The sequence below is a fragment of the Kribbella shirazensis genome (genome assembly GCF_011761605.1).
Lineage (GTDB): Bacteria > Actinomycetota > Actinomycetes > Propionibacteriales > Kribbellaceae > Kribbella > Kribbella shirazensis.
On the sequence record NZ_JAASRO010000001.1, the window covers coordinates 639,419 to 666,109 of the forward strand.

Below are 26,691 nucleotides of genomic sequence, written 5' to 3' on the forward strand. Positions count from 1 at the left end.
CAGCGGGGTTCTGAACAGCGGGGTTCTGAACACAGGTACAGCTGGGTGCGGCGGTCAGCCGCCGCACTCAGCCGGCCTTGATCGCCTGGATGATCAGGCCGTTGCGGGCGTTCTGCCCGAGGGGGACCGACGGGTGCAGGCCGTCGCGGAGCAGCCGGGCCAGCCGGTTCGGGCTGGAGGCCAGGTGCTCGGCCCAGTGCACGATCCGCAGGTTGTCGTAGCGGCGCTGCGCCTCGGCGAGCTGCAGGTTGATCCAGGCGCTGTTGCGCTGGTCCGCGACCTTGACGTCCGGGCCGTGCGCCGTACGGGCCGCCTGCACGTTGACCCAGTAGACGATCCGCTCCTCGCCCACGATGCGCATGGTCCGCTCGACCTGCGCCTCGACCGCCGGCGGCGTGAAGATGTCGTTGGACCCGACCGACATCAGGATCCGGTGCGGCAGGCCGTACTCCTGCGCCCAGGTGTCCAGCGCGTCGACCGCGGGCGTGACCGGCCGGCCGGCCCAGTTGTGTACGGCGATGCTGATGCCGAGCTGCGCCAGCTGCTTGGCCAGCGCCGGACCGTCCTGGACGCCGATGCTGTCGCCGAACATGAAGACACCGTCGGTCTCCCGGGTCCTGCGGATCTGCGCCTCGTTCGAGATCGCGCGGGCCTGCCGCTCCCAGGAGCCGAGCACGCCCGAGCCGTAGGCCCCCAGCGACACCAGATTGGCGGCCGCGCCGCCAGTCGCCTGGGGCGAGCCGGACACCGCCTCGGCAGCCGTGGCCGCAACCGTCGACGCAGCCGCCGCGGTCCCGGCCGCGAACAGCAGCCGGCGACTCGGCCGGAACGAACCCAGACGCTTCCTCACGGAGGAAAGAGTGCGGGGGAAAGCCCTCTCTCTGCAAGTCGACACCTTCAAATTGGGACGAACACTGCGAAAGTCGGGGGTTTGCACAGTCAGCTGGTCGTCACCGGGCGCGATCGGACGAACGTCCGGAAACGCTCCGCCGCGGGCGTCAACGGCGTACTCAGCCGCCACGACATGCCGATCTCCCGCCGGGACCGTACGCCGGCGAGCGGAACGGACACCGCGCCGCTGTCGTTCCCCCGGACCGCACCAGCCGGCAGGATCGCCACGCCGAGGCCCGCACCGACCAGGCTGTCGATCGTCGCGAGGTCGGTCGCCTCGAACGCCAGCTGCGGGCTGAACCCCGCCGCCTGGCACAGGTGGTCGGTCACCCGCCGGAACCCGAACCCCGGCTGCAGCCCGACGAACGCCTCGTCACGGGCCGCCTCCAGCTCCACCCGGTGCCGGGAGGCGAGTGCGTGACCAGGCGGCACGTGCAGGCACAGCCGCTGCCGCTCCAACAGGTGCCAGCCGAAGCGCGCCGGGTCCGGACGCGGCGAGACGATCGCGATCTCGGCCTCACCGCTCTCGAGATCCTGGACGATGTCGTGCGCCGGCTCCTGGCGCAGAGCGAACGCGATCTTCGGCGCCACCGCCCGGAACGCCTTCAGCAGGTCCGGCATCAGGCTCGTCGCCACCGAGTGCAGGAAGGCGAGCCGGACGGTCCCGGACTCCGGATCGAGCAGCGCGTCGATACGGCGCTGGGCGGTGTCCACCGCCGCGGTCCCGGCCCGCGCCGCCTCCAGCACCACCCGTCCGTACGGATTCAGCCGTACGCCGCGACGCTGCCGCTCGAACAACGGCACCCCGAACGCTCGCTCGACGCGCTGCAGCGACCGGGTCAGGTTCGGCTGGCTGGTGCCCAGCGCGGCGGCCGCCTCAGTGAGGTGCTCGGTCTCCGCGAGGACGACGAACCACCGCAGATCCTCGACATGCATACTGAAAGCGTATCGATTTCTCCTGAGATCGACATTTTACGTATCGCACAAACCGTGCGACGGTCGAAGACATGCACCAGTCCGTCGCTCACCAGACCGGGTACCTGCCCGGCGACCCGGAGTACCGCAAACTCTCCATCGCGCTCTTCGCGGCCGGACTGGCGACGTTCGCGCTCCTCTACAGCACGCAGCCGTTGCTGCCTGAGCTGGTCGACGCGTTCCACGTGTCCCCCAGCCAGAGCGCGTTCAGCGTGTCGTTCGCCACGTTCGGTCTCGGTCTGGCGTTGCTGGTCGCCGGACCGGCGTCCGAAGTCCTGGGCCGTACCAGCCTGATGCGCTGGTCGGTCGCAGCGACGTCTGGCTTCGCACTGCTCAGTGCCTTCGCCCCCACCTGGCACACGCTGCTGGCACTGCGAGGTCTGCAGGGCATCGCGATGGCAGGTCTCCCCGCGGTCGCGATGGCGTACCTGCGCGAGGAGGTGCACCACGACAGCCACGCGAAGGCCAGCGGCCTCTACATTGCGGGTACGGCGGTTGGCGGTATGGCGGGCCGCCTCATCGCAGGCGGGCTGTCGGACCTCGGAGGGTGGCGGTTCGCGACCGGCGGGATCGCGGTCGTCGGCGTACTGTGCGCGGCTGTGGTCTGGCTGCTGCTGCCCGCCTCGCGGAACTTCCAGCCAAAGCCTCGCGCCCTGTTCTCCGGACGCGTACTGCGGGACCCAGCACTACTCGCGCTGTACGGGATCGCTGCGACAGCGGTAGGTGCGTTCGTCGCGGTCTACAACGGCGCAGTGTTCCGCCTGTCCGGTTCGCCGTACGAGCTGAGCGCCGGTGCGGCGGGACTGGTGTTCTGTGTCTATCTGCTCGGCTCGGCCGGATCGGCCACCGCAGGAGCGCTGGCGGACCGGTACGGCCGGCGGGCCGTGGTGCCCATCGGCTGCCTGATCACACTGGCCGGTGTGGCGATCACACTGGCCGCTCCGTTGCCGCTGATCGTGCTGGGCCTTGCTGTAATGACCGCGGGCTTCTTCGCGGTCCATGGAGTGGCCAGTGGCTGGGTGCCTGCGCGGGCGCATGCGAGCGGCGTCGGGACCGGCCAGGCCTCGAGCATGTACCTCTTCTCGTTCTACCTGGGCTCCTCGGTGTTCGGAGGGCTGGCGGGTACGGCGTGGAGTCGCGCGGAGTGGACCGGGGTCGCCGGAGAGGCCGGCGTGCTGTTCGCGGTCACCCTGGTACTCGCCCTGCTGCTCAGGAACGTTCCCAGCAAGGTGCAAAACTAGCCGGGTGACCAAAGCGACAGACGCGGCCGATCAACTGGGGCTCACCTACGAGGTGACCCGGCACGGCCGGGTGAACTCCCTGGAGGAGGCCGCCGCCGCCCGGGGCATCGAGCCGGCGCGGTTGATCAAGACGATCGTGGTGAGGCTGTCCGACGACGACTACCGGTTCGTGCTGGTACCAGGCGACCGTGAGATCGCCTGGCCGAAGCTGCGGACCCTGCTCGGGGTGAACCGGATCTCGATGCCGGACAAGGACACCGCCTTCGCCGTCACCGGGTACGTGCGCGGGACGATCACGCCGCTCGGCAGCACCCACAGCTGGCCGGTGATCGCCGACGAACGCATCACCGGAACCATCTCCATCGGTGGCGGGGACCACGGGGTGGGCATCACGGTCGACGCCCAGGCACTCGCCAAAGCGCTGAACGCCACGGTCGCGGACGTCACGGACTAGACAAGCAGCCCCTGCTGACCGGCCCGGAGACCGGCCTGGAAGCGGGTGGTTGCGTCGAGGGCCTTCAGGATCCGTTGCATCCGGCGTTCGACCGTGCGCTGAGCCACACCCAACCGCCGCGCGATCGCCTGGTCCGTCAGGCCAGCGGCAGCCAGAGACAGCAACTGCCGGTCGTCGGCCGTCAGCGGGCCGTCGGAGACCGAGGGCGTCAGCGGGCTGGCCTGCTGCCACAAGAGCTCAAAAAGCCGCAGAAGAGCGTCCAGAAGACTCGATTGGCCCAGCTCCACGACAATGTCCGGCGCCGTCGGCAGGAGGGCAGTCCGACGGTCGACGACGACCAGCTTGAGCGGTACGTCGCGCAACATCCGGCAACACCCCGCCGACCGGGCAGCCACCAAGTCACCCGGCTCCGACAAGGACGCCATGTCGTAGATCGTCCGATAGGTCACCCCCTGCGCCCGACGAGGCTCCACGGCGTACGGCAACCGGTCCAGCACCAGTACTTCGTCCTGCGCGCACTGCTGCGCCTGGTAGAACCGCTGCGCGATCGCCTCCGGCCCTCGGATCACGATGAACGCGTCCGGCGCCCGGAACTCGGCCGTCAGCACCGCGGCGCCCAGCCGGGCCTCCACGATCGCCGCCTGTTTCCGCAGCGCCAGGAGCTCGACCGCAGCCTCCGGCACGGCGGGCAGGTAGCGGGCCGGACGGCCTGGCGTACGGGACGCCAGGCCGAGTGACAACAACGACTTGAGGTGCCGGCCGACACGGTTGGAGGGCCAGGAGACGAGCACGGCCAGATCGGTCGCGGTGGATTCCGGGCGGGCCAGAAGCGCCCGGTAGAGCTGCTCGTCCTCCGAGCAGACACCGAGCGCCTCCAGCACCGGGGCGGGTCGATAGCTGTGCATGATCAGGGCAGCGAGTGCACGTGGCCGCCGACCTGGTTCGCGAACTGGTTGCCGTTCGAGGCGTCCCAGTTGGTCGACCAGGTCATCGCACCGCGCAGCGACGGCCACGGGGAGCTCGGCTTGTAGTTGCCACAGCTGGTGCCCTTGGTGAGACAGTCCAGCGCGGCGATGACGACCGACGGGGCGACGTACCCGCTCCCCGCTGCCCGGGACGACGCCGGCAGACCCAGACCGACCTGGTCGGGGCGCAGCCCGCCCTGCAGCAAGATGCAGGCCTGGGCGGTGATGAAGTCGACCGAGCCCTGCGAGTACACCTGACCGTCGCAGCCGTTCATCGAGCCGGAGTTGTAGTACTGCACGTTGACGATGGTCAGGATGTCCTTGATCGCCAGCGCGAGCTTGAAGTACTCGAACGACGTGCTCTGCATGTCGATCGTCTGCGGCGCCATGGTGATCACCAGTCCGCTGCCGAACTGGCTGTGCAGGCTCCGTAGCGCCTGACCCATGTACTGCGCGTTGACCCCGTTCTCCAGGTCGATGTCGATCCCGTCGAAGCCGTACTCGCGCAGCACCGAGAGCGCGCTCGACGCGAAGTTGGCCGCGGCCGTCGCGTCACCGACCGAGATGGTGCCGTTCTGGCCGCCGACGGACAGGATGACCTTCTTCCCCGCCGCCTGCTTCGCCGCGATGTCCGCCTTGAACTGCGCGACCGTGTAGCCACCGAGCCCGGCACTGTCCAGGTTGAACGTGATGCCACCCGGCCTCGACGGGTCCGCGTCCGCGAAGGCGACCGCGATCAGGTCGTACGCCGCCGGCACGTCGGAGATCCTCTGCACCGTCGCACCGTTGTTGAAGTTCTGCCAGTACCCAGTGAGCACGTGGGCCGGCAGACTGCCGACAGGCGGGTTGGTGTCACCGTCCGATGTCGTACCCGAGACCGCCGGGCCGTACGGCGAGCAGTTGCCGCTCGGGTCGCACGCGCGAACCTTGAACGAGTACGTCGTGGCGGCGGACAGACCGGTCGCTGTCCAACTGGTGACGTTGCCGACGCTCTGTGCGGCACCGGTCCCCCGGACGACGTCGTAGTGGTCGATCCCGTTCGCGTCCGACGCAGCGGACCAGCTCAGCTTCAGCGAGCTCGAGGTCGGACTGCCGACCGTCAGACCACCCGGGGTCGACGGCGGCGTGGTGTCCTGGGTCCCGCCGGGACCGTCCAGGACGACATCGTCGACCTGGTACGCCGGGAGCGCGTACCAGCTGTGGACGTAGATCGTCACCGAAGACGAGGCGCCGGTGGTGAACGGAACAGTCAGCTGACTCCACCCGGAACTCGTTGTCCACGTACTGGGACCACCCTCGACTCCGAGGTAGACGTTCGATCCCTTGACCCAGGCCGACAGCGCGTACGCCGTATTGGGCTGGACCGCTATCGACTGGGAACAGCGGGCGATGTCGCTCCCGCTCGGCGTCGCCTCGAGGGCGTACGCGCCGGAATGCGGAGCGGATGTCGTGACCCCGCCGGCCGGGCAGGACCAGCCGGAGAGCGTGCCGGACTCGAAGCCGGCATTCGTGACGAGGTTGGTGGCCGCGGAGGCGGAACCGGGGACCAGGAAGGCCATGACTACGGCGAGCAGGCTGATGACGACCGCTGCCTGGGGGCGGTGTGCAGGCGGTTTCATGCCTTACAACCTGTGACCGGGCGATTACATTGTCAAGACCCTGCATAAAGTGAGAACGCTCCCACGCGCAGAAAAGCGAGAATCTTTACGGTTACTTGGCCGGCGGGAGAAAGGCGACGGCCCCCGGCGGGGGGGTGACCGGGGGCCGTCTTCGGCCACGGGCTCGGGGGGAGGAGCCGGGGGCCGTTCAGGAGGCGACAGTCTGCCACTGTCAGGGGGTATGTACCCCCCGAATTCGGGTCTCACACATCTCAGTTCAATTTCAACCGACGTGTGCCACCCGGGTGCCGGTCCCGCCCGATCGGACCCACCAATCGAGCGCAGCCAGCCAGTGTCACTGTCACACTGATCACCAGTCTAACGGGAGACCGGCCCACGCAAAAGCCCGGGTCCACCGGCGTTTCTCCGAGATGCCTATCCTCGACTGCATGGAGCACTCCGGGACGGGTCGATCAGCGGCTTTCTTCGATCTGGACAAGACCATTCTGGCTCGCTCGAGCACGCTGGCGTTCTCCCGGCCGTTCTACGCCGGCGGGCTGATCAACCGCCGGACCGTGCTGCGCAGCGCGTACGCCCAGTTCGTCTACCTGCTCGGCGGCGCCGACCACGACCAGATGGAGCGGATGCGCGAGTACATCTCCGCGATGTGCGCCGGCTGGGACGTCTCGACGGTGCAGGCGATCGTCGCCGACACCCTCGAGCACATCGTCCGGCCGATGATCCACACCGAGGCGGTGGAGCTGATCGAGCAGCACCACGCGGCCGGCCGGGACGTGGTGATCGTGTCGTCGTCCGGCGCCGAGGTGGTGGAGCCGATCGGCGAGATGCTCGGCGCCGACCGGGTGATCGCGACCCGGATGGTCGTTGCTGACGGCAAGTACACCGGCGAGATCGCCGACTACGCCTACGGGCCGCACAAGGCGACCGCGATCCGGGCCCTGGCCGAGGCGGAGGGTTACGACCTCACGACCTGCTACGGCTACTCGGACTCGATCACCGACGAGCCGCTGCTGGCGGCGGTCGGGCACCCCTACGCGGTCAATCCGGACAAGGCGTTGCGCCGGGTCGCGACCGAGCGCGGGTGGCCGGTGCTGGTGTTCGCCGAACCCGCCCAGCGGCTCCGTTTCCATCGCGTACGGCGACCCGCCGTCGCCGCGGGTGTGGTCGCGGCCGCGGCCGCCGGGGCGCTCCTGCTGGCCTCCCGCCGGCGCTTCCGGGCGAGCTGAAAGCTGAAGCTTGCTTTATTCTTCTCAACTCCATGAAGACGCCGCATCCCCTTCACAGAAAGGGGTTTCAGGAGTACAAAGGAATCAACAAAGGGCCTTCGGGTCCAGTAGAGATTGCACGGAACCCAGGCACCCACGCGGCGACCAGCCCATCCCAAACGGGCAGCGCGACCCAGGCTTCGTCCTGTGGCGGCAGACCGGTGCACGCATGGTAACCAGGGTGACGTGCCAGCGACGGCGCTCTCCCCGTGAGAGCGCCGTTCGCATGTCGGGCCAGCAGGTCAGGGGGCGAGCGGAGACAGCTCGGCACCTTTTGTCACGACCTCGCAGGATCGCAGCAACCAGTCACGAACTCCGGTCAGTCCTCGCGCTGTGTAGTCGGTGAGCCCCGGCGCATAGGTCGCCCGCAACACATAGTGACCACCCTCGGGAACCGTCACCGCGACCGGATCGATGCCCCTGGCAACCAGCAGGCAGCGCTCGGCGGCCCGGGCGACGAGTCCGTTGGCGATCGGGAACGGCCGGAGGACGGCGAGCTCGGCGTGCACGATCGCCGCGACGACCAGACCGGGTGCCTTCGTCGGGCGGGTCAGGTTCTGCGCGAGAGCGCTCAACCGCTCCCACATCTCGTCGGCGGGCGGTGCCGGCGGCAGGCCGGGGATGTCGTCGGGGATCGGCTCGGCGGCGGTCCGCACGTGGCCGAGCTCCGCCGCCGGGACCAGGTCCGCGGCGGCCAACTGGTGCAGTCTGGTCCAGACCTGCACGGGAGCCTTGTCCACCTGCGGCGCGAGCGTCATCAGTTCGCCGGTCATCCGCACCGCACCGGAGGCCAGTCCGTCGGCTGCGCCCCGTCGTACCTCGTCGGGGGTCGCCGTGCTGCCGGCCAGCGCGGCGGACGCGTGCGCACCGCGCAGCAGCGCCTCGGCGGTCATGTCCGAGCCGACCCGGCGCAGACCACGGTCCCGCAGCAGTACGTCGACCGCGTCGCGGGCCGCCCGCGCAGCCGACCCGACCCCTTCCAGCCCGGCCAGCGGCTCGAACACATCAACACTCATGCCCGCAGCCTAAGGCCGTGGCTGGTGGTCCCACGCCTACTGCGCGGCACTCGGCACGGCATCTCGCCGCACTGGAGCAAAGGACATGATGGATCCGCATCGTGCCCTTCGCTCCAGCACGCCGAGCTACCGCGCCGAGCACCTGCTCGCGACGGCGTGGGACCACCAGCCACGGCCTAGGATGACTAGGCATGGCGCTAGGCACCGTCCCCAGGTTCAGCATCGTGGTCCCCTGCCATGCCTCGCGGGCCTGGCTGCGGCCGTGCCTGGACTCGGTGCTGGGGCAGTCGTTCACCGACTTCGAGGTGATCGGCGTGGACGACGCGGACCGCGACGGCTCCGGCCGGATCCTGGACGAGTACGCCGCCGCCGACCCGCGGGTGCGGGTGCTGCACCTGGAGGAGAACGTCGGCCTCGGTCCGGCCCGCAACGCCGGGCTCAAGGAGTGCCGCGGGGAGTACGTGCTGTTCCTCGACGCCGACGACACCTACTCGCCGGGCTCGCTGGAGGCGATCGCAGCCCGGATCGACACCGCGACCACGCACCGGGGCCGGCCCGACATCGTGATGTTCGACTACGAGCGGATCTTCTGGGACGGCCGTGTGCTCGGCAGCCAGCGGCATGACGCGTTCGCGCGCGAGGGCGCCGGCGTGTTCACGGCGGCCGAGCGGCCGATCTTCCTGACGTTCCTCGAGGTGGTCTGGAACAAGGCGTACCGGAGGGCCTTCCTCACGCGGCACGGATTCGCGTTCACGAGCGGGTTCTACGAGGACGCGCCGTGGACCTACTCGACGATGCTGACCGCGGAGCGGATCGCCACCCTCGACCGGGTCGTGGTGCTCTACCGGCAGCACCGGACCGGCGGCAACATCCACGCCACCAGCGGCCGCCGCCAGTGGGACATCTTCGACCAGTACGACCGCGTGCATGCCTTCATCCAGTCCGACCCGGAGCTGACCGGCTGGCACCGGTTCGCGTTCGACAGGTCGCTCGATCACATCCTCGCCGTCCTCGCGAAGCCCGAGCGGATCGACCCGGACGACCGGGCCGAGTTCTTCCACGCCGCGCACGCCTTCGCCAAGCGCTGGAAGCCGGAGGGCTACAGCACCGACCGGACGGCCCGCGGGTTCAAACGCTGGCTGCTCATCCACGACGACTACGCGACCTACTCGACCCTCAAGCTCAGTTCGCGGGTGCTGCAGGTGCCGAGCCCGCGCAAGACGGTCGGCAAGCTGCTGCGCCGCGGCAAGCTCGACCCGAACCTGGTCGCGTACGCCGCCAACTGGTTCAAGCGGTACGCCTGCAACCCGCGGGCGATCTACGAGAAGGCGGCCGAGCTCGCTCCGCACCTGCGCGGCGTCTGGGTCGTCGACAACGATCACGTGAGCGCGATCCCGGAGGGCGTCGAGTACGTCGTCGCGGACTCCCCGGCGTACGAGAAGCTGCTCGGCAAGGCGACGTACGTCGTCAGCAACACGAACTGGCCGAAGGAGGTGGAGAAGCGCGAGGGGCAGATCCACCTGCAGACCCAGCACGGGACCCCGTTGACGACGGTCAACCTGCCGGACGAGGGCAGGGAAGAGTTCCTGCGCGGCGTCGACCGCTGGGACTTCAACCTGTCCTCGAACCGGTACTCCTCGGAGATCTGGGAGCGCACGTACCCGGCGTACTTCGAGGAGCTCGAGTACGGCTACCCCCGCAACGACCGGCTGCTGACCGCGACCCTCGAGGACGTCCGGACGATCCGCGCCGGGTTCGGGTACGACGACTCGCATTTGGTGATCCTGTACGCGACGACATCCGGCGACGGCGTCGACCCGGACCAGTTGGCGTGCGCGGCCGGCGAGCACGCCCGCGTGATCGGTACCTCTGAGCAGGCGCGGGTCGAAGACCTGATGCTGGCGGCCGACGTACTGATCTCGGACTACTCGTCGATCACCTTCGACTACGCGAACCTCGACCGGCCGATCCTGCTGCAGGTCGGCCACGATCGGCCGGACACCTACTTCGACATCACCGAGTTCCCGCCCGGGGTGGTGGCAAGGTCAGCCGAGGAGCTGTGCGGCGCGCTCCGGAACGGCACGTTCGCCGCCCCCGAGGCGGCCAAGCACCGGCAGCTGTTCCGGGAGAAGTTCTGCGAGTTCGACGACGGGCGGGCGGCCGAACGCGTCGTGCGGCGGGTGTTCCTGGGCGAGACCGACGTACCGGCGATCACGCCGTTGGCCGACCGCTCTCCGGCGCCGTCGGCGTACTTCGTGCATAATGACTGACATGTCGATCAGCCTGAAGCCGTCCCACGCCGTGCGCGTGCGCTTCAGCCTGCGACGACGACGCACTGTCTGAACACCTCAGCCTGTTCCAGTCGCGTCTCCCGAAGGACCATGTCATGTCCGCAGTCCTGCCTGTCCTGTCCACCAGACTGTCCGCTGCCGCCGCGGCCGCTTTCGGTACGCCGTACGACCCTGAGCTGCGGTCGTCGACCAAGCCGGAGTTCGGGCACTACCAGAGCAATCTCGCGCTCCGGATCGGCAACGCGCTCGGTCGACCGCCGCGGGACGTCGCCGCACGCCTGGTCGCCGAACTGCAGGTCGACGACCTCTGCGAGACGCCGGAGATCGCGGGCCCGGGTTTCATCAACCTGACGCTGCGGCCGTCGACGCTGGCCCGGGCGGTCAACGATCCCCAGGCCTTCACCAGCAACGGTCAACGGGTCGTCGTCGACTACTCGCAACCGAACGTCGCGAAGCAGATGCACGTCGGCCACCTCCGCTCGACAGTGATCGGCGACGCGCTCTGCAACGTGCTGCGGTTCGTCGGGTACGACGTCGTCCGGCAGAATCATGTCGGCGACTGGGGCACGCAGTACGGGATGATGATCGAGCAGCTGCTCGCGGAAGGGATTGCCGCGGAAACCCTTGATCTGGAGGGATTGCAGCACCTGTACGAGCGGAGCCGGAAACACTTCGATGCCGACGGCACCTTTGCGGTCGCGGCGCGGTCTAGGGTCGTCGCGCTGCAGTCGGGCGATCCGGAAACGCGGGCGATGTGGCGGCACATGGTCGACGTGTCACTGGACGACTTCGAGAAGGTGTACGCGCTGCTCGGCACCAACCTCCAGCGCACGGACGTCGTCGGCGAGAGCGCGTACAACGACGACCTTCCGCGGGTGGTCGAGGACTTGGAGCAGGCCGGCCTGCTGACCGAGTCGGACGGTGCGCTATGCGCCTTCCTCCCAGGGTTCCAGGGCCGCGACGGCGATCCGCTTCCGGTGATCGTCCGCAAATCCGACGGAGGATTCGGTTACAGCGCCACAGACCTGGCCGCAGTACGCCACCGGGTCAACACCCTGCACGCCGACCGGATCGTGTACGTGGTCGACCACCGGCAGGCCCTGCACTTCGACATGATCTTCACACTCGCACGAGCTGCCCACTGGCTCGACGTACCAGCTGAACACGTGTCCTTCGGAACGGTACTCGGACCGAACGGAAAACCCTTCAAAACAAGGGAAGGCGGCACGGTTAAGCTAGCCGAACTACTGGAGAGCGCCGTGGCACGGGCCGATGCCCTGTTGGCCGGCCGCGAGGGCATCGACCGGGCGACGACCGCGCGGGCGGTCGGGATCGGCGCGGTGAAGTACGCCGACCTGTCGAGCGACCGGGGCAACGACTACGTGTTCGACCTGGACCGGATGGTCGCGATGACCGGCAACACCGGCCCGTACCTGCAGTACGCGCACGCCCGGCTCACCCGGCTGCTCTCCAAAGCCGGCCCGGTCGCAGATGGGGTCACCGAGCTCAAGGACCCCGCGGAGCAACGGCTGGCGCTCCTGCTCACCGGCTTCGCCGCGACCGTCCAGCAGGTCGCCGAAACCCTGCAGCCGCACAGGCTCTGCACCTACCTGTACGACGTCGCGTCCGCACTCTCCGTCTTCTACGAGCAGTGCCCGGTGCTGAGCAGCGACGGCGAGACCAGAGCAAGCCGGATCGCCCTCTGCACGGCGACCCGGAAGGTGTTGCAGGATGGACTCGGCCTGCTGGGCATCGAGGCCCCCGACGCGATGTGACTCCTGGAGGACGAATGCTGCCCTGGTCGGCCGAGTTCAAGGGACGCCTGGATCAGACGACGTACACGAGCGAGCTGCTGCGCGGGAACCCACTCGGCGACCCGCACGAGCGCCCCGTGCTCGTCTACCTCCCGCCGGGGTACGACGACTCGGAGGACCGCTACCCGTCGATCTACGTGACCATGGGCTACACCGGTCACGTCGGCATGTGGTTCAACCGGGTCCCGTTCCGGCAGCCGTACCCGGAGCTCCTCGACGCGATGTTCGCCGATGAGAGCGTGCCGCGGGCGATCGTGGTGTTCGTCGACTCGTGGACCAAGTACGGCGGCAGCCAGTGCCTCGACTCCCCCGGGACGGGGCAGTACCAGTCGTACCTGTGCGACGAGATCGTGCCGTGGATCGACTCGACGTACCGGACCATCGCCGACCGGGATCACCGCGCCGTCACCGGCAAGTCGAGTGGTGGGTACACCGCGATGGTGACGCCGCTGCTGCGGCCGGACGTGTTCGGGGCGCTCGCGACGCACGCGGGTGATGCGCTCTTCGAGGTGTGCTACCGGCCCGAGTTCCCGGACCGGGCCCGGACGCTGCGGGACAAGTACGAAGGCAGCTACGAGAAGTACTTCGAGGAGCTCGCCACCAAGACCGGCCGGACGACGATGGAGGACCTGCACCTGCTGGAGATCTACGGGTACGCGTCGGCGTACTCCGCGGAGCCCGACGGCACGGTGCTGCTCCCGTTCGACGACCTGGGTGCGATCGTCCCGGAGATCTGGGAGCGCTGGCTGTCCCGCGACCCGGTCGAGATGGTCAAGCAGCCGCAGTACGCCGACGCGCTGCGATCGCTCCGCGCGGTGTGGATCGACGCGGGCAAGCAGGACGAGTACTACCTCGACCTCGGCGCCACGGCGTTCCACCGGGCCGCGCAGCAGGCCGGCGTACCGGACGAGCGGCTGCACTTCGAGCTGTTCGAGGGGACGCACGGCGGTATCGAGTACCGGTATCCGCTGGCGGTGCGCTGGCTGGCGGAACAGCTCAGCTAATTCACATGCCGTCACGGAGCGAACGCCGTACCTTCGATCCATGAACTGGCCCGTGGGGATCGAGGTACGCCCGCTCGAGAAGAGTGACGTCGCGGCCTGGGCGGAGTTGTGCGCCGCCAGGGAGAAGGTCGACCAGGAGGGCGAGAACTTCAGCGCCGAGGATCTCGCCGAGGAACTCGAGCGCCCGCATCTCGACCTGCCCGCGGACAGCATCGCCCTGTGGGCCGACGGCCGGATGATCGGCTACGGCATCGCGCACGTCTCGCCGTCCGTGGTGGACGTCGACCGCGTCCGCGCCGAGGGCACCGTCCACCCCGAATGGCGGCGGAAGGGCCTCGGCATCCAGCTGATGCGCTGGCTGATCCAGCGCGCCGGCGAGCTGCACGCGAGCACGCACCCGGACTCGCCAGGCGCGGTCGGCGCGGGTGCCCTCAGCACGAACGCGGGCGCGACCGCGATGCTGGAGAGCCTGGGCTTCGCGCCCGAGCGGTTCTTCTTCGACATGCGCCGGCCGCTCGACCAGCCGGTGCCGGACGTACAGGTGTCGGACGGGCTGCGGCTGACGTCGTACGACTCCTCCTACGAGGAGGCGCTGCGGCTGGCGCACTTCGAGGCGTTCTCCGACCACTGGGGCTGGACGCCCCCGACTCCGGAGGCGTGGCGGTTGCGGTCCGTCGGATCGCGGTCCTTCCGCGGCGGGCAGTCGTACGTCGTGCTCGACGGTGAGACCGTGGCGGCGTACGTCAACTGCTTCGAGTGGGAGGCGGACACCGAGGCGACCGGGATCCGGGAGCTGTACATCGGCCAGGTCGGCACCCGCCGGGCCTACCGCGGCCGCGGGCTGGCCCGGGCCACGCTGGCGAAGGTGCTCGCCGAGGCCGCACAGGCCGGCTACGAGCGGGCTTCCCTCGGCGTCGACGCCGACAACCCGACCGGAGCACTCGGCCTGTACGAGAACCTCGGCTTCACCACCCACCAGAAGTTCGTCAGCTACCAGCTGCCGATCCCGTCAGAGCCCCTCTCAAACGTGTGAGTCCACCACGGCCGGGGCCTCGACCGGCGCCGCCGGCTCGTTGCGGAACCACTTCCACGGCTGGACCGTGAACACGATCATCGCCAGGCTCACCGCCGCGTAGACGAGCGCGCCGACGAAGGCCGCGTGCACACCGTCGACCAGGACCTCGCGCGGGATCGTCGACGTGGAGTTCCGGCTCGCCGTACCGAAGATCGTGACCAGGATGCCCAGGCCGAGGGCGCCGCCGACCTGCTGGACCACGTTCAGCATGCCGGACGCGGCGCCCGAGTCCTCCGGCGCGACACCCGTGATGGCGCGGCCGACGAGCGGAATGAAGATCATCCCGGCGCCCGCACCGAACAGCAGCAGCGGCCCGACCACGTCCTGCAGATACGTGCTGTCCGCACCGAGCCGGGTCAGCCAGACCGTGCCGAGCGTGACCAGGACCGACCCGAGCAGCATCAGCTTGGCGCCGTCGATCCGGGCGACCAGCTTCGGTACGACGCGCGACGCGGCGAACAGCAGACCGGTCAACGGCAGGAACGCCAAGCCGGCCGCGAGCGGGCTCATCGCCAGTACGCCCTGCAGGTACTGCGTGAGGAAGAAGAACATCCCGAACATCGTGCCGACCACGAGCAGCATCGTCAGGTACGACGCCGAACGCACCGGGGACCGCAACAGCCGCAGCGGGACGATCGGGTGGCTGACCCGGCGCTCGATCAGGACGAACGAGACCAGCAGCACGACACCGGCCGCGAACGCGACCAGCACCTCGGCCGACGACCAGCCGACCTCGGCGACCCGGATGAACCCGTACACCAGCGAGGTGATGCCGAGCGTCGACGTGAGCGCACCGGCCACGTCGAACCGGCCGGTCTCCGGCGCGGTCTCGGTCAGCACCCGGCGGGCCGCGATGACCAGCGCGATCCCGATCGGGACGTTGATGAACAGGCCCCACCGCCACGACACCCAGTCCGTCAGCATGCCGCCGAGCACCAGGCCGACGCTGCCGCCACCGGACGACACCAGGCTGTAGTAGCCGAGCGCCTTCATCCGCTCCGGACCTTCGCGGTACGTGAGCATCAGGAGAGTCAGCGCCGCCGGAGCCGCGATGGCACCACCGATGCCCTGCAGCACGCGGGCGGCGAGCAGGAGCTCGGCGTTCGGGGCGAGCCCGCCGAGCAGTGAAGCGAGCGTGAAGATGCTGATCCCGGTCACGAACACGCGGCGGCGGCCGAGGAGGTCGCCTGCGCGGGCACCGAGGAGGAGGAGACCGCCGAACGCGAGCGCGTAGGCGTTCTGCACCCACGACAGGCTGGACGGGCTGAAGTCGAGCGCCTGCTGGATGTGCGGCATCGCGATGTTCACCACGGTGCCGTCGAGGATCACCATCAGCTGGGTGACCAGGATGACTGCGAGAACGACCCCCGGCCGCCGGTCAGGCGTGGCCGAGTCGGCGCCGGCCGGCGCCGCTGATGTTGCCGACATAGTGCTCCTTACCCCGGAGGGGTTACAGTTGCGAGAGGAAAGCGGAGACTTCCTCCGGATACGATACGGAGGCACCCTCCGCTTTAGCAAGCGATATTCTGACCGAACTTTCAGGTGTGCGTTCGTCACGGACGGCGAGGAGGTGACATGGCGCCGCAACCCCTGCCGTGCGCACGGCCGACCCGCGCCGACGCGGCCCGGAACTACGACCGCCTGGTGACGGCCGCCCGGGAGTCGTTCGCCGAGCACGGCACCGACACCTCGCTCGAGGAGATCGCCCGCCGGGCCGGCGTCGGCATCGGCACGCTCTACCGCCGGTTCCCCAGCCGGACGGCGCTGCTCGAGGCGGTCTACGTCGACGAGATCCAGTCCGTCTGCGACCGCGCGTACGACTTCGATCGGCAGCTGGAGCCGTTCGACGCGCTGGCCGCGTGGCTGCGCAGCTTCGTCGGGTACGGCCTGTCCAAGAAGAGCCTGGCCGGCGAGCTCACGGCTGCCCTGGGCAAGGACTCGCCGTTCTTCGCCACCTGCAAGGCGAACGTGCAGGAAGCCGGGCAACTCTTGCTGGACAAGGCGAAAGCGGCCGGCGACGTCCGCCCTGAGCTGGACCTGATGGACATCATGCGGCTGGTCGGCGGCATCAACATGGGCCGCGACATGGAGCCCGAGCAGGCGCACCGCCTGCTCGACATCGTGCTCTGCGGACTCAGGCCCGCTGCCTCCTGAGGTCTTCCAGCGAAGGGCTCGCGGCGTCCCGCTCGGTGTACTTGAGGTCCTCGGCCGGCCACTCGATGGCCAGCTCCGGATCGAACGGGTCGACGGCGATCCGCTCCGGCGACCAGTGCTCGTTCACCAGGAGGTTGTACGTCGTGTGCGGCGTCAGCGTGCAGAACGAGTTCCCCACGCCGCGCGGCACATAGAGCGCGTCCGACGTACCGAGCTCGAAGGTCTCGACGCGGACGAACGCGGCGTTGTCCCGCAGCTCCACGACGGCCGCTAGCACCCGGCCCGACGTCGGCGACAGGTACTTGTCCCATGGCTCCGCATGAATCCCGCGGAGGACGCCGGCCTCCTCGAAGTACGCAACGTTGTGCTGGACGACGTCCAGGCCGAGCTCGGCCAGCTTCGCGCGGTGGAAGTTCTCCTTGAACCAGCCGCCGTCGTTCGGCTTGACCTCCAGCTCGACCCGGAGCACGCCCGCGATCGTCGTCGGACGGGCCTTCACCGGCGTACCTGCCGGCGCGCGTCGAGCTGCGCCTGATCCGCCGCGGTAAGGCCGGCCTCCCAGCCCGCCCCGTTGGTGATCCGGGTCCGGCGGGTCGTCGTGTGCGGGAACAGCTTGGTGTACAACGCCTCGACCCGCTCCTCGCGTTTCGTCAGCACCGGCAACAGCCGTTGCGCATCGGTCTCCGGGACAGCGGCCTCCGCGGCGGACGCGGTCGCCTCCAAACGCTCACCGATCCGCAGCGCGTACGCCATCAGGAAGGACTGCCGGAACGAGCGGGTGCGCGACTCTCCCCGGTGACCGATGTGTTTGCCTGCGGCAAGCATCGCGCGATTCGCCTGCACCAGCAGCGAGGTGCTGAGGATCTCGGTGTGCTGAAGGTCCACCTCCGCGCCCACGATCGTGACCACGGCCAGCTCGTCGATCACGACAGTGCGGCAGCGATTCGCGGACGCGACCGCGCCGACGAGCTGCGCCTTGGCCGAGACGTACGGCGTGTCCACCCACAGCCGGCGGGCGGCCGAGTCGTCCGGGATGTCCGTCTCCGCCTCCACCAGCGCACTGTCGAGCGAGAACTTCGCCATCAGCTCCTGGGCCTTGCCGGACAGGGCTTCGGCCTCGTCCGGGAACTCGGTCGCCTCAGCCTTGGCGAGCAGGGCCCGGATCCGCGCGAGCATCTTCCCGTTCGCCGGTACGGCGGAGCGGTCCCGGCGTGCCGCCGTACCGGGCAGGGGCAACAGCCGGGCCATGATCGGCAGCGTCTGCAGAAAGCCCGCGAGGGACAGCGCGTGATGCAGGAGAAGGTAGCGACCGACCCGCGCGGCGGCTGCCCAGGACGTGAGGCTCAGCGGGGTGAACGGCTGCGCGACGCCGACCTCGGTGAGCTGGTCGAGCCAGCGCGGATCGATCGTGTTGAGGCGATAGGACCGGTGCTCCGCGGAGATCGCGGCGAGCAGCAGCGGCTCGATGCGGGCGTCCAGCTCGCGGCGCCCGTACTGGACGACGTCGGCGGGCGCCCAGCCGCGCTCCCACGCGGTGCGGAGCAGGCTGGTGAGGAACGACTGCAGGCAACGATCCAGCAGCGCCCGGTCGCGTTCGTCGTACGCGCCGAGACGCGCCAGTTCCGCATCCGCCCGATCGTCGCCCCTGGCAACACTCGCCGCCGCGATCGGCAACAGGCGCAGGACTTCCTCGTCACTCACGCGGCCGAGTCTGACACCGGGAGTGTTTCCCGCTCAACCGGGACCCCGATCCCTTGTGGACAACCCGTCGGCTCTGGATGCTGGCACCAGGCCGCGTGGACAGCTGGGCTGTGCGCGACGCGCTCGCCGGGGGATCAGGCATCCAGCCTGACGGCGAAACATCGGGGAGGATACGTATGACTCAGCTTGCGGAAGGCTTCGAGGGCCTGCGGGCGAACCTGCAAGGCACCGTGCTCGCACCGGGGGACGCGGGGTACGACGAGGCGCGGCGGCTGTGGAACGCCGAGCACGTCCGGGAGCCGGCGGTGATCGTCCAGGTGCGGTCGGCCGCGGACGTCCAGGCCGCGGTCCGGTACGCGGTCGCCGAGGGCCTGGAGATCGCTGTTCGCGGCGGTGCACACAACATGGCCGGGATGTCGTCGGTCGACGGCGGCCTGATGATCGACCTGAGCCCGTTGAACCAGGTGTCGGTGGATCCGGAGGCCCGGCGAGCCCGGGCCGGCGGCGGTGCGCTGCTCGGGGACCTCGACGCGGCGACCCAGGAACACGGTCTCGCCGTACCGGCCGGCATCGTCAGCCACACCGGCGTCGGCGGGCTGACGCTCGGCGGCGGGATGGGTTTGCTGACCAGGATGCACGGGCTGAGCATCGACAACCTGGAGTCGGTCCGGATCGTCACGGCGGACGGCAGTCTCCAGCGCGCCGCGGCGGACGAGAACGCGGACCTGTTCTGGGCGGTCCGGGGTGGTGGCGGGAACTTCGGTGTGGTCACCGAGTTCGAGTTCCGGCTGCACGAGGTCGGGCCGATGGTGCACTACGGCATGCTGTTCTTCGGTCAGGAGCAGGGGGCCGAGGTACTGCGGATGGCGCGTGAGGTGATCCCTGCGCTGCCGCGCGAGGTCAACGTGATCATCGCCTGCCTGAACGCACCGCCTGCGCCGTTCGTCCCGCCGGAGCACCACTTCAAGCTCGGGTACGCACTGGTGGCGGTCGGTTTCGGTACGGCGGAGCAGTACGCCGAGGCGATCGAGCAACTGCGCGGGGTGGGGTCGCCGCTGTTCGAGCGGACGAGTCCGATGCCGTACGTCGCCGTACAGCAACTGCTCGACGAGCCGAACGCCTGGGGGACGTACCACTACGAGAAGGGCACGTACCTCGAGGACCTGACCGACGAGGCGATCGACGTGATCACGGAGCACTTCCCGCGGAAGACGTCGCCGATGTCGGTCACGATGTTCTACCACCTCGACCACGGCTACCTGGAGACCGCGGACGACGCCACCGCGTTCAGCGGGCAGCGGACCGAGCGCTATGCGATGTTCGTGATCGCGACCACGCCGGTCCTGGAGGCGCTGGAGGCGGAGCGCACGTGGGTCCGGACGTTCTGGGACGCGTTGCAACCGCACACGATCAACATCGGCAGCTACATCAACGGCATGGCCGACGCCGACGAGGCGCGGCTACGGGCGTCGTACGGCGACAAGTACGAGCGGCTCGTGGAGATCAAACGGAAGTACGACCCGGACAACGTCTTCCGCCGCAACCAGAACATCCGGCCTTAGATCGAGGCGGCGCCGTCCACGACCAGTACCTGGCCGTTGATGTTCGTGTTCTCCAGCAGGAGCATGCGGACCACCGGGAGGACCTCTTCCGGTTCGGTCAGGTGGCCGGTCGGGGTACGGCGGACGATCTGGTCGAGCTGGGTCTGGCCCAGGACGGCGGACATCTCCGAGGCGAAGAACCCCGGGGCGATCGCGTTGGCGAGGACACGGCCACCGAGTTCACGCGCGAGTGAACGGGTGGCCGCGTCCATCCCGCCCTTCGTGGCCGAGTACGCGACCAGCCCGGGGAATCCGCGCTGCGCGCAGATCGAGGTGATGTTGACGATCCGGCCCTTCAGGCCCTTGGCCAGCATCCGGCGCAGGACGAAGCGGGTGAGGACCAGCGGTGACGTCAGGTTGGTCTGGATGATCTCGGCCAGGTGCTCGGCCGACGTGTGGACGTGCAACGAGTCCTGGCCGATCGCCGCGTTGTTGACCAGGGCATCGATCGGACCGAGCGTGCTCTCGACCGTCTTCACGAACGCCTGCCCGGCCGCGCTGTCGTTGATGTCGACCGAGCCGTAGTACAGGTGGTCGGGGTACTTGTCGCCGAGCGCGGTCAGCTCGGGCGTGACGGTGCGGGCGAACGCGGCGACCTTGACGCCGGCCTCCAGCAGGTCGGTGACGATCGCCAGGCCGAGCCCGCGGGAACCACCCGAGACCAGGACGACCGAGGCCGGCGGGACAGCACTGGGAGTGTCAGACATCGCTCTTCAGGGTTTCCTTCTGCGGGATCTCGTCGAGGAACTTGATCCGTCGCGGGACCCCGTAGTCCGGCAACCGGGTCGAGCACCACTGGACCAGGTCGGCGTCGGTGATCGGGCCGAGCGAGCGGTTCGGGACCACCTCGGCCGCGACCATCCGGCCGACCAGCGGCGCCTTGCGCGCGAACACCCGCGCCCATGAGACGCCGGGGTGCCCCATCAGCACGTTGCGGACCACGCCGGCCGACACCTTGGACCCGCCGACGTTGATCTCGTCGCTGTCCAGGCGGCCCGTGATCAGCACGCGGTCACCGTCGTACTCGACCCGGTCGCCGGTGTGGACGGCACCGACCAGACCGGCGCCGTGGTGCGGCGAGCGGATCACCAGCTCGTCCCCTACAACGCTCAGCACCGGCCGGTCCGGCTGCGGCTCGCGGTCCAGCCAGGACTGGGGGAACCCGGCCTTGCCGTCGTGCACCACGATCGAGGCGCCGACCTCGGACGACGCGTAGATCCAGGAGATCCGGGCCTTCGGGAAGATCTCCCGCAGCTGATCCAGGATCGCCTGGTCGACGGGCTCGCCGCCGAGCGTGATCTGCTCCAGCGGTACGGCGCCGAGCGCGTCGGCGTCCCGGTAGATCGCCTGTCGCCAGAAGGTCGGCGTACCGGAGGCGGCCGTGACGCCGTGCTCGGTGGCGATGGCCGGCCAGTCCTCCAACTCGTGCGGCTCGATGGCGACGAGGCCCTGGTCGGCCTGGGTGAGCGAGAGCGTGACGACCTGCCACCAGGCGTAGGTGCCAGGCGAATACGGCAGCAGCCAGGTACGCGGCGGCTGGTCGGCAGTGACCGTGGTCAGGGATTCCAGCGTGTGGCCGATGCGCTTCGGGCGGCCGGTGGAACCGGAGGTGAGCAGCCAGGCACGGCCGGACTCCTCGACCCGCTTCAGCTTGGCCGGCGTGACCGTCCCGTCGGGCAGCACGATCGCGAAACCGGACTCCCCGAGCTCCTCGCGCATGAGCTCGTCCACGCGGGTCTCGGTGGCGACCAGCAGTTCGGTGCCGTGCACGGCGTGGTGACGCAGCGCGGCAAGCGCGTCGGCGCCGTTGTCGACCAGGACCGCCGCGGGCGACGGGATCTGCGGCAGCTTGTGCAGCGTCCGCCAGGTCAGGCGCTTGCCGGCGACGACGACGGTGTTGTCGTCACCGATCAGGGCGGTGGTGCGGCGCCGGCCAGTCATAGCCACACTGTCACGCCGACTGGAGTTGCTCGATGAAGTCCAGTACGTCGCCGACCGTCGCGATCCGGCGCAGCCCAGGGGCATCGAAGTTCAGCTCGTCGCCGAGCTCGTCCTCCACCCGGAGGGCCAGCTCGGAGAAGTCCAGTGACCGGAACCCGATCTCGCGGAGGTCCGCCGTGTCGTCGGCCGGCAATGCCCGGCCCTGGGCCGTCATCACCTCACCCATCAACTCCCTGACCCGACTCCGATCCACCGAACTCATAGTCCCGAAGCCTAGCTGCGGACGTCCCCCACTCACCAACCATCCGCGGGGCGGGTTCGTCACGCTCGCGCGCCACCGGCAGCAAGGGATCCGGCCGGGTTGGTGAGTGGGACGGATCCGCGGCCCGCCGCAGGAAGCGTTTCAACCGTTTGATCCGGCTCCTGATCTCCAGCACGACCAGGGTGATCACGGGCGACGCGGCGGCCAGCGCCGCCAGCAGGATCTCCTCGACCGGCAGGCCGGCGATGTGCTGAGCGACCATCGGACCTCCCGAAGACTGCGGGGTCTGGGAGATTACCGAGTGTAAACGGGAAGTTCTTGCAGGTAAACGGCTGACCGGCCACGAACCCGTCTCGCCGGACCCATAGAATTCCCCGATGATCAGAGCGGGCGGGCGCGGTCAGCGGACCGCGGCGTTGGTGACCTTGCCCGTGCTGCCGATCGCGTGGTTCGTCGCGTTGCAGGATCATCCGCCGTGGATGCCGGCGGCGTACCTCGCTTATCTGCTGGTCGTGATCGTCGTCCCCGGCACGATGTTCTGGCGCCGACTGACCTGCGGAGTCGGATGGAAGTCGGCGGACGTCGTCCTCGGTACGGCGTTCGGCCTGGCGGTCGAGGCGCTCGTCTACCCGCTCGGAATGCTGTTCAAGATGCCGTTCGCCGCGTTGCTGATGCCTGCGCTGGCGTTCGGGATGTGGCGGGCGTTGCCCCGGCGTACCCTCCCGGAACGGCCGACACCGTGGTGGTCGATGACGGGGATGATGCTGGCGGTCGGCGTCGCGGCCGCGTGGTTCGTCCGGGTCGGGTCGCAGCTCATCCCGCTCGACGGTCCCGAAGCGCTGCGGCCGAGCTCGGACGCCCCGCACAACCTCGCGCTCGCGGGTGAGCTCACGCACCACTTCCCGCCGCGGATCCCATGGGCCGACGGCGGATGGCTGACGAGCCACTGGGCGGCGTACGAGCACATCGCCTCCGCGCACTGGATCACCAGCGTGCCGCTCGACGTACTCACGCATCGGATGGCGCCGTTCGCGTGGATCCTGCTGACTGTGCTGGGCACGGCCGCGGTGGGGGTGCTGCTGACCGGTCGCGCGGTGGCCGGCCCGATCGCTGCTGCGCTAGTGGTGGCCGGAGGCGATCTGGTCGCGTGGCCGTGGGCCGTGTCGGATCGGGTGTTCGCGGACGGGCCGTTCTCGCTGGGTCAGCTCACGAACCCGCCGCAGGCGTTCTCTACGGTGTTGTTGCTGCCGTTGATCGCGGTCACGACGTTGCTGCTGCGGCGCCGGCCGGGCACGACCCGGGGCGAGTTGTTCCGGCTCTTCGTCGCCGCGGGGGTGCTGGTGGCCGCGCTGGCGCTGACGAAGGCGACCGCGCTGCCCGTGTACGCGACAGGGCTGGCGGTCGCGTGGATCTATCTGACGGTCCGGGCAGGGCGATTGAACCTGCGTGCGCTCGTGCTCGGGCTGGGCGTCGCGACGGCGTACGCGCTGACGTTCTTCTTCGTACTGCGGGGCGCGGCGTCGACCGTGCGGTTCGATCCGGGGGCGACGTTCGAGAGCCTCGCGGAGCGGATGGGCGGCGGGTCCGCGGTCGAGGTGATCGCCGCGGTGGTCGTGGCCGGATGGGTCATGCCGGTGGTCGGCGCGTTGCTGATCAGGCGGCGGGTGGCGCGGGATCCGATGGTCGTGTTCCTGCTGGCCGGGTTCGTGGCCGCGGTGCTCGGGGCGTCACTGCTCGCCGATCGTGGGGACACCCCACTGTTCTTCGTGCGGACCGGATTCGTCCTGGGTGTGTTGCTCGCGACCTGGGGACTGGGGTCGCTGGAGCGCCGGCAGTACTGGATCGTGGGGATCGCGCTGGCGATCGGCGCCGCCGCGATCTCCTGGGGCCGGTACCGGTCGCCGGATGCGTGTACGTCGGCCAACTGCTTCGGCCAGGGTCTCGCGGTCGCGCTGGTGATCGCAGCACTCGGGATCGGCGTACTCGGGCTGATCCTGCGCGGTTCCCGGCGTACCTGGGCGGTGATCGCGGTGGCCGTGCTCGTCGGTACGACGGTGTCGCCGACGGTCGCGTCCGTACGACGGTTCGCCTCGCCGCCGCTGACCGAGTACGACTCGATCGCGCCGGGCGGGATCGAGGCGGCGCGTTTCATCCGCCGGAACTCGGGGTCGAACGACCGGATCGCCACGAACCTGCACTGTCACCGGCCGCGGGCGTCGCACTGCGGGATCGGGTCGTACTGGATCGCGGGTTACGCCGAGCGCCGCGTGCTCGTCGAGGGCTGGGCGTACCAGGCGCGCGTCGACGACAGCTATCCCGCCGGCGTCCAGGGACCGTACCGGGACCAGGAGCTGCTCGAACTGAACGACGACGTCTTCAGGAACCCGAGCCGCCAGTCGATCGAGACGCTGCGGACTCAGTACGGCGTGCAGTGGTTGCTGCTCGACGAGCGGGTGAGTGCGCCCCCGGAGAACCTGGACAAGCTGACTGAGCTCCGGTTCCAGCAAGGGACGGTCCGGGTGTACCAGATCTACCCGCCGCCACCGGAGAATCCGTTCCCGTCGCCGTCACCTACGCCGAGCTTCCCGACGCAGAGCAGTACACCGGGCTTCCCGACCGGGACGCCGTCGCCGGGTCAGACCCAGCCGACACAGCCGACACAGTCGACACAACCAGCACAGGCGACCCAGTCGTTCCCGAACGGGACGGTCCCGACCAGCGTCCCGACGTACCCGGCGCCGACGCAGACGCCAACGCAGACGCTGAGTCTCCCGACGTACCCCACCGGCTCGGTCCCGGCGCAGGTGACGACTACGCCGGGACTCAACAGCCCGTAGAGGTCAGCGGATCAGGACCGCCGGGATCGCCACGCTCTGGTTGGCGAGGCGGTCCAGCGCGGTGACGGAGTAGATGTACGCCGTCCCCGGGGTGGCCGTGGTGTCGACGTACGACTGGGCGGCGCCCGTCGAGCGGACCGTGGCGATCAGGTTGCGGGCGTCGTTGTCGGGGCAGTGGTCGCCGCCGCGGAGTTCACGCCGGTAGATCGCGTACGACGTGGTGTCCTGCGACGTCCGCGACCACTTCAGCTGGACGCCGTCGGCCGACCGGGTCGCGTGGACCGCGTGCACCGGGAGCGGCGCGCTCGAGTCGAGCGCGGGCATCGTGGGGATCAGCGCGGGCTTCGAGTACCAGGTGGTGTTGAGCAGCGTGGTCGCGCCGAGCCGGTCCGCGCGCACGTCCTTCGCGGAGAAGTAGATGTTGCCCTTCACCTCGGGGATCGTGCTGGTGAACGCCAGGTGGTCGCTCAGCTCCTTCGGGTCCGACCAGTCCGGCGACTGCGCCGACGTACCGACCTTGTACGTCGCCTCGCCGATGTAGAGGTGGACGTGCGTGCCGCGGACCTGCTCCGCCCACCACGGGACGAGCTTGTTGTAGTCCGCGGGCGCGAACCCGCCGGCCCAGTAGACCTGCGGGACGATGTAGTCGATCCACTCCTCGCGGACCCACTTCCTGGTGTCCGCGTACAGGTCGTCGTACGTCTGCGCGCCGGCGGTGGTGTCCGAGCCCTCCGGGTCGGTGCCCTTGTTCCGCCAGACCGCGAACGGCGAGATGCCGAACTTCACCCACGGCTTGCTCGCGTGGATCTTCTGGTTCAGCTCCTGGATCAGCAGGTCGATGTTGTGCCGCCGCCAGTCGGCCACGTTCGTGAAGCCGTCGCCGTACTGCGCGAACGCGGCCGCGTCGTCGAAGACCTGGCCGGCCACCGGGTACGGGTAGAAGTAGTCGTCGAAGTGCACGCCGTCGATGTCGTAGTTCGAGACGGCGTCCATGATCGCGTCCTCGACCAGCTTGCGGGCGGCCGGAATGCCCGGGTTGTAGTACAGCTTTCCGCCGTACGAGACGACCCATTCCGGATGCTGGCGCGCCGGGTGCGTCGGGAGGAGCGCGTTGATGTCGGTGCCCATCGAGAGCCGGTACGGGTTGAACCACGCGTGCAGCTCGAGGTTCCGCTTGTGCGCCTCGGCGACCGCGAACGCGAGCGGGTCGTAGCCGGGGTCGCCGCCCTGCACGCCGGTCAGGTACCGCGACCAGGGCTCGACCTTCGACGGCCAGAAGGCGTCCGCGGTCGGGCGCACCTGCAGGATGACCGCGTTGTGGTTCTGCCGGACCGCGTCGTCGAGCCAGCCGATCAGCTCGGCCTGCTGCTGCGCGGCGCTCAGACCGGTCTTCGAGGGCCAGTCGATGTTCACCACCGACGCGACCCAGCTCGCCCGGAACTGCCGGAGCGGCGTCGCCGCGTTCGGCGCACACGTCTGCTGATCAGTCGTCGGTACGGCGGACGCCGTACCGCTCAGCCCGCTCAGCAACAGCCCCGCCGTCACGCCTAGAACACCCATCGCTCGCCAGACTTTCATGTCACTC

The 26,691-nt window shown here is 69.3% G+C and carries 23 protein-coding genes; 10 read left to right on the plus strand and 13 right to left on the minus strand.

Annotated elements, in window-relative coordinates:
- Positions 1–67: 67 nt before the first annotated feature.
- A complete protein-coding gene (locus BJY22_RS03025) occupies positions 68–850 on the minus strand; it encodes an SGNH/GDSL hydrolase family protein (protein ID WP_337758094.1) in 783 nt (260 codons plus the stop codon).
- Between the two features lie 89 nt (positions 851–939).
- A complete protein-coding gene (locus tag BJY22_RS03030; RefSeq protein ID WP_167203641.1) occupies positions 940–1,827 on the minus strand; it encodes a LysR family transcriptional regulator in 888 nt (295 codons plus the stop codon).
- A gap of 71 nt (positions 1,828–1,898) precedes the next feature.
- Here BJY22_RS03030 and BJY22_RS03035 point away from each other — a divergent pair, with 71 nt between their 5' ends.
- Positions 1,899–3,107: an MFS transporter gene (locus tag BJY22_RS03035; protein WP_167203642.1), complete on the plus strand. Its 1,209-nt coding sequence runs from the start codon at positions 1,899–1,901 to the stop codon at positions 3,105–3,107.
- Between the two features lie 4 nt (positions 3,108–3,111).
- Positions 3,112–3,561 (plus strand): YbaK/EbsC family protein, encoded by a 450-nt coding sequence (locus tag BJY22_RS03040; RefSeq protein WP_167203643.1) that lies wholly within the window; start codon positions 3,112–3,114, stop codon positions 3,559–3,561.
- On the opposite strand, the gene BJY22_RS03045 is transcribed toward BJY22_RS03040, so the two are convergent.
- Positions 3,558–4,466 (minus strand): helix-turn-helix domain-containing protein, encoded by a 909-nt coding sequence (locus BJY22_RS03045; RefSeq protein WP_167203644.1) that lies wholly within the window; start codon positions 4,464–4,466, stop codon positions 3,558–3,560. The genes BJY22_RS03040 and BJY22_RS03045 overlap by 4 nt on opposite strands.
- A 2-nt stretch (positions 4,467–4,468) precedes the next feature.
- Positions 4,469–6,145, minus strand: coding sequence for a chitinase (locus BJY22_RS03050; protein WP_167203645.1), 1,677 nt, complete (start codon positions 6,143–6,145; stop codon positions 4,469–4,471).
- Between the two features lie 428 nt (positions 6,146–6,573).
- Here BJY22_RS03050 and BJY22_RS03055 point away from each other — a divergent pair, with 428 nt between their 5' ends.
- Entirely contained in the window at positions 6,574–7,371 is a 798-nt protein-coding gene (locus BJY22_RS03055; RefSeq protein WP_167203646.1) for an HAD family hydrolase, read from the plus strand.
- 281 nt (positions 7,372–7,652) lie between these two features.
- On the opposite strand, the gene BJY22_RS03060 is transcribed toward BJY22_RS03055, so the two are convergent.
- Positions 7,653–8,426 (minus strand): Fic family protein, encoded by a 774-nt coding sequence (locus BJY22_RS03060; RefSeq protein ID WP_167203647.1) that lies wholly within the window; start codon positions 8,424–8,426, stop codon positions 7,653–7,655.
- Positions 8,427–8,617: 191 nt separating this feature from the next.
- On the opposite strand from BJY22_RS03060, the gene BJY22_RS03065 reads away from it, so the two are divergent.
- From BJY22_RS03065 to BJY22_RS03080, 4 genes are all read left to right on the plus strand, one after another.
- Positions 8,618–10,696 (plus strand): bifunctional glycosyltransferase/CDP-glycerol:glycerophosphate glycerophosphotransferase, encoded by a 2,079-nt coding sequence (locus BJY22_RS03065; protein WP_167203648.1) that lies wholly within the window; start codon positions 8,618–8,620, stop codon positions 10,694–10,696.
- 128 nt (positions 10,697–10,824) lie between these two features.
- Entirely contained in the window at positions 10,825–12,492 is a 1,668-nt protein-coding gene (gene argS / locus BJY22_RS03070) for an arginine--tRNA ligase (protein WP_167217814.1), read from the plus strand.
- A 14-nt stretch (positions 12,493–12,506) separates the two neighbouring features.
- Entirely contained in the window at positions 12,507–13,535 is a 1,029-nt protein-coding gene (locus tag BJY22_RS03075) for an alpha/beta hydrolase-fold protein (protein WP_167203649.1), read from the plus strand.
- Positions 13,536–13,575: 40 nt separating this feature from the next.
- Positions 13,576–14,568, plus strand: a complete 993-nt coding sequence (locus BJY22_RS03080; RefSeq protein WP_167203650.1) for a GNAT family N-acetyltransferase — start codon at positions 13,576–13,578, stop codon at positions 14,566–14,568.
- On the opposite strand, the gene BJY22_RS03085 is transcribed toward BJY22_RS03080, so the two are convergent.
- Positions 14,557–16,038 (minus strand): MFS transporter, encoded by a 1,482-nt coding sequence (locus BJY22_RS03085; protein ID WP_167203651.1) that lies wholly within the window; start codon positions 16,036–16,038, stop codon positions 14,557–14,559. The genes BJY22_RS03080 and BJY22_RS03085 overlap by 12 nt on opposite strands.
- A gap of 147 nt (positions 16,039–16,185) precedes the next feature.
- Between BJY22_RS03085 and BJY22_RS03090 the strand changes: the two genes are divergently transcribed.
- Complete coding sequence (locus BJY22_RS03090) at positions 16,186–16,764, plus strand: TetR/AcrR family transcriptional regulator (protein ID WP_167203652.1); 579 nt, start codon at positions 16,186–16,188, stop codon at positions 16,762–16,764.
- On the opposite strand, the gene BJY22_RS03095 is transcribed toward BJY22_RS03090, so the two are convergent.
- Together BJY22_RS03095 and BJY22_RS03100 are read right to left on the minus strand one after the other, a co-directional pair.
- Positions 16,745–17,263 (minus strand): dTDP-4-dehydrorhamnose 3,5-epimerase family protein, encoded by a 519-nt coding sequence (locus tag BJY22_RS03095; RefSeq protein WP_167203653.1) that lies wholly within the window; start codon positions 17,261–17,263, stop codon positions 16,745–16,747. The genes BJY22_RS03090 and BJY22_RS03095 overlap by 20 nt on opposite strands.
- Positions 17,260–18,465 carry a DUF2786 domain-containing protein gene (locus BJY22_RS03100; protein WP_337758098.1) on the minus strand — a complete coding sequence of 402 codons (1,206 nt, stop codon included), beginning with the start codon at positions 18,463–18,465 and terminating at the stop codon, positions 17,260–17,262. Before BJY22_RS03100 ends, BJY22_RS03095 begins: the two co-directional genes overlap by 4 nt.
- Positions 18,466–18,641: 176 nt before the next feature.
- Between BJY22_RS03100 and BJY22_RS03105 the strand changes: the two genes are divergently transcribed.
- Entirely contained in the window at positions 18,642–20,027 is a 1,386-nt protein-coding gene (locus tag BJY22_RS03105) for an FAD-binding oxidoreductase (protein WP_167203654.1), read from the plus strand.
- Here the strand turns inward: BJY22_RS03105 and BJY22_RS03110 are convergent.
- Genes BJY22_RS03110 through BJY22_RS03125 form a run of 4 tightly spaced genes read right to left on the minus strand, consistent with a single transcriptional unit; the run spans position 20,024 to position 22,531 of the window.
- Positions 20,024–20,773 carry an SDR family NAD(P)-dependent oxidoreductase gene (locus tag BJY22_RS03110; protein WP_167203655.1) on the minus strand — a complete coding sequence of 250 codons (750 nt, stop codon included), beginning with the start codon at positions 20,771–20,773 and terminating at the stop codon, positions 20,024–20,026. The genes BJY22_RS03105 and BJY22_RS03110 overlap by 4 nt on opposite strands.
- A complete protein-coding gene (locus BJY22_RS03115; RefSeq protein ID WP_167203656.1) occupies positions 20,766–22,007 on the minus strand; it encodes an AMP-binding protein in 1,242 nt (413 codons plus the stop codon). Before BJY22_RS03115 ends, BJY22_RS03110 begins: the two co-directional genes overlap by 8 nt.
- Positions 22,008–22,017: 10 nt before the next feature.
- Positions 22,018–22,233 carry an acyl carrier protein gene (locus tag BJY22_RS03120; protein ID WP_238350281.1) on the minus strand — a complete coding sequence of 72 codons (216 nt, stop codon included), beginning with the start codon at positions 22,231–22,233 and terminating at the stop codon, positions 22,018–22,020.
- Positions 22,226–22,531 carry a hypothetical protein gene (locus BJY22_RS03125; protein ID WP_167203658.1) on the minus strand — a complete coding sequence of 102 codons (306 nt, stop codon included), beginning with the start codon at positions 22,529–22,531 and terminating at the stop codon, positions 22,226–22,228. Before BJY22_RS03125 ends, BJY22_RS03120 begins: the two co-directional genes overlap by 8 nt.
- Before the next feature lie 115 nt (positions 22,532–22,646).
- Between BJY22_RS03125 and BJY22_RS03130 the strand changes: the two genes are divergently transcribed.
- Positions 22,647–25,106: a hypothetical protein gene (locus BJY22_RS03130; RefSeq protein WP_202890974.1), complete on the plus strand. Its 2,460-nt coding sequence runs from the start codon at positions 22,647–22,649 to the stop codon at positions 25,104–25,106.
- A 3-nt stretch (positions 25,107–25,109) separates the two neighbouring features.
- On the opposite strand, the gene BJY22_RS03135 is transcribed toward BJY22_RS03130, so the two are convergent.
- On the minus strand, positions 25,110–26,684 hold the full coding sequence (locus BJY22_RS03135) for a glycoside hydrolase family 10-like protein (RefSeq protein ID WP_167203659.1): 1,575 nt from the start codon (positions 26,682–26,684) through the stop codon (positions 25,110–25,112).
- Between the last annotated feature and the right edge of the window lie 7 nt (positions 26,685–26,691).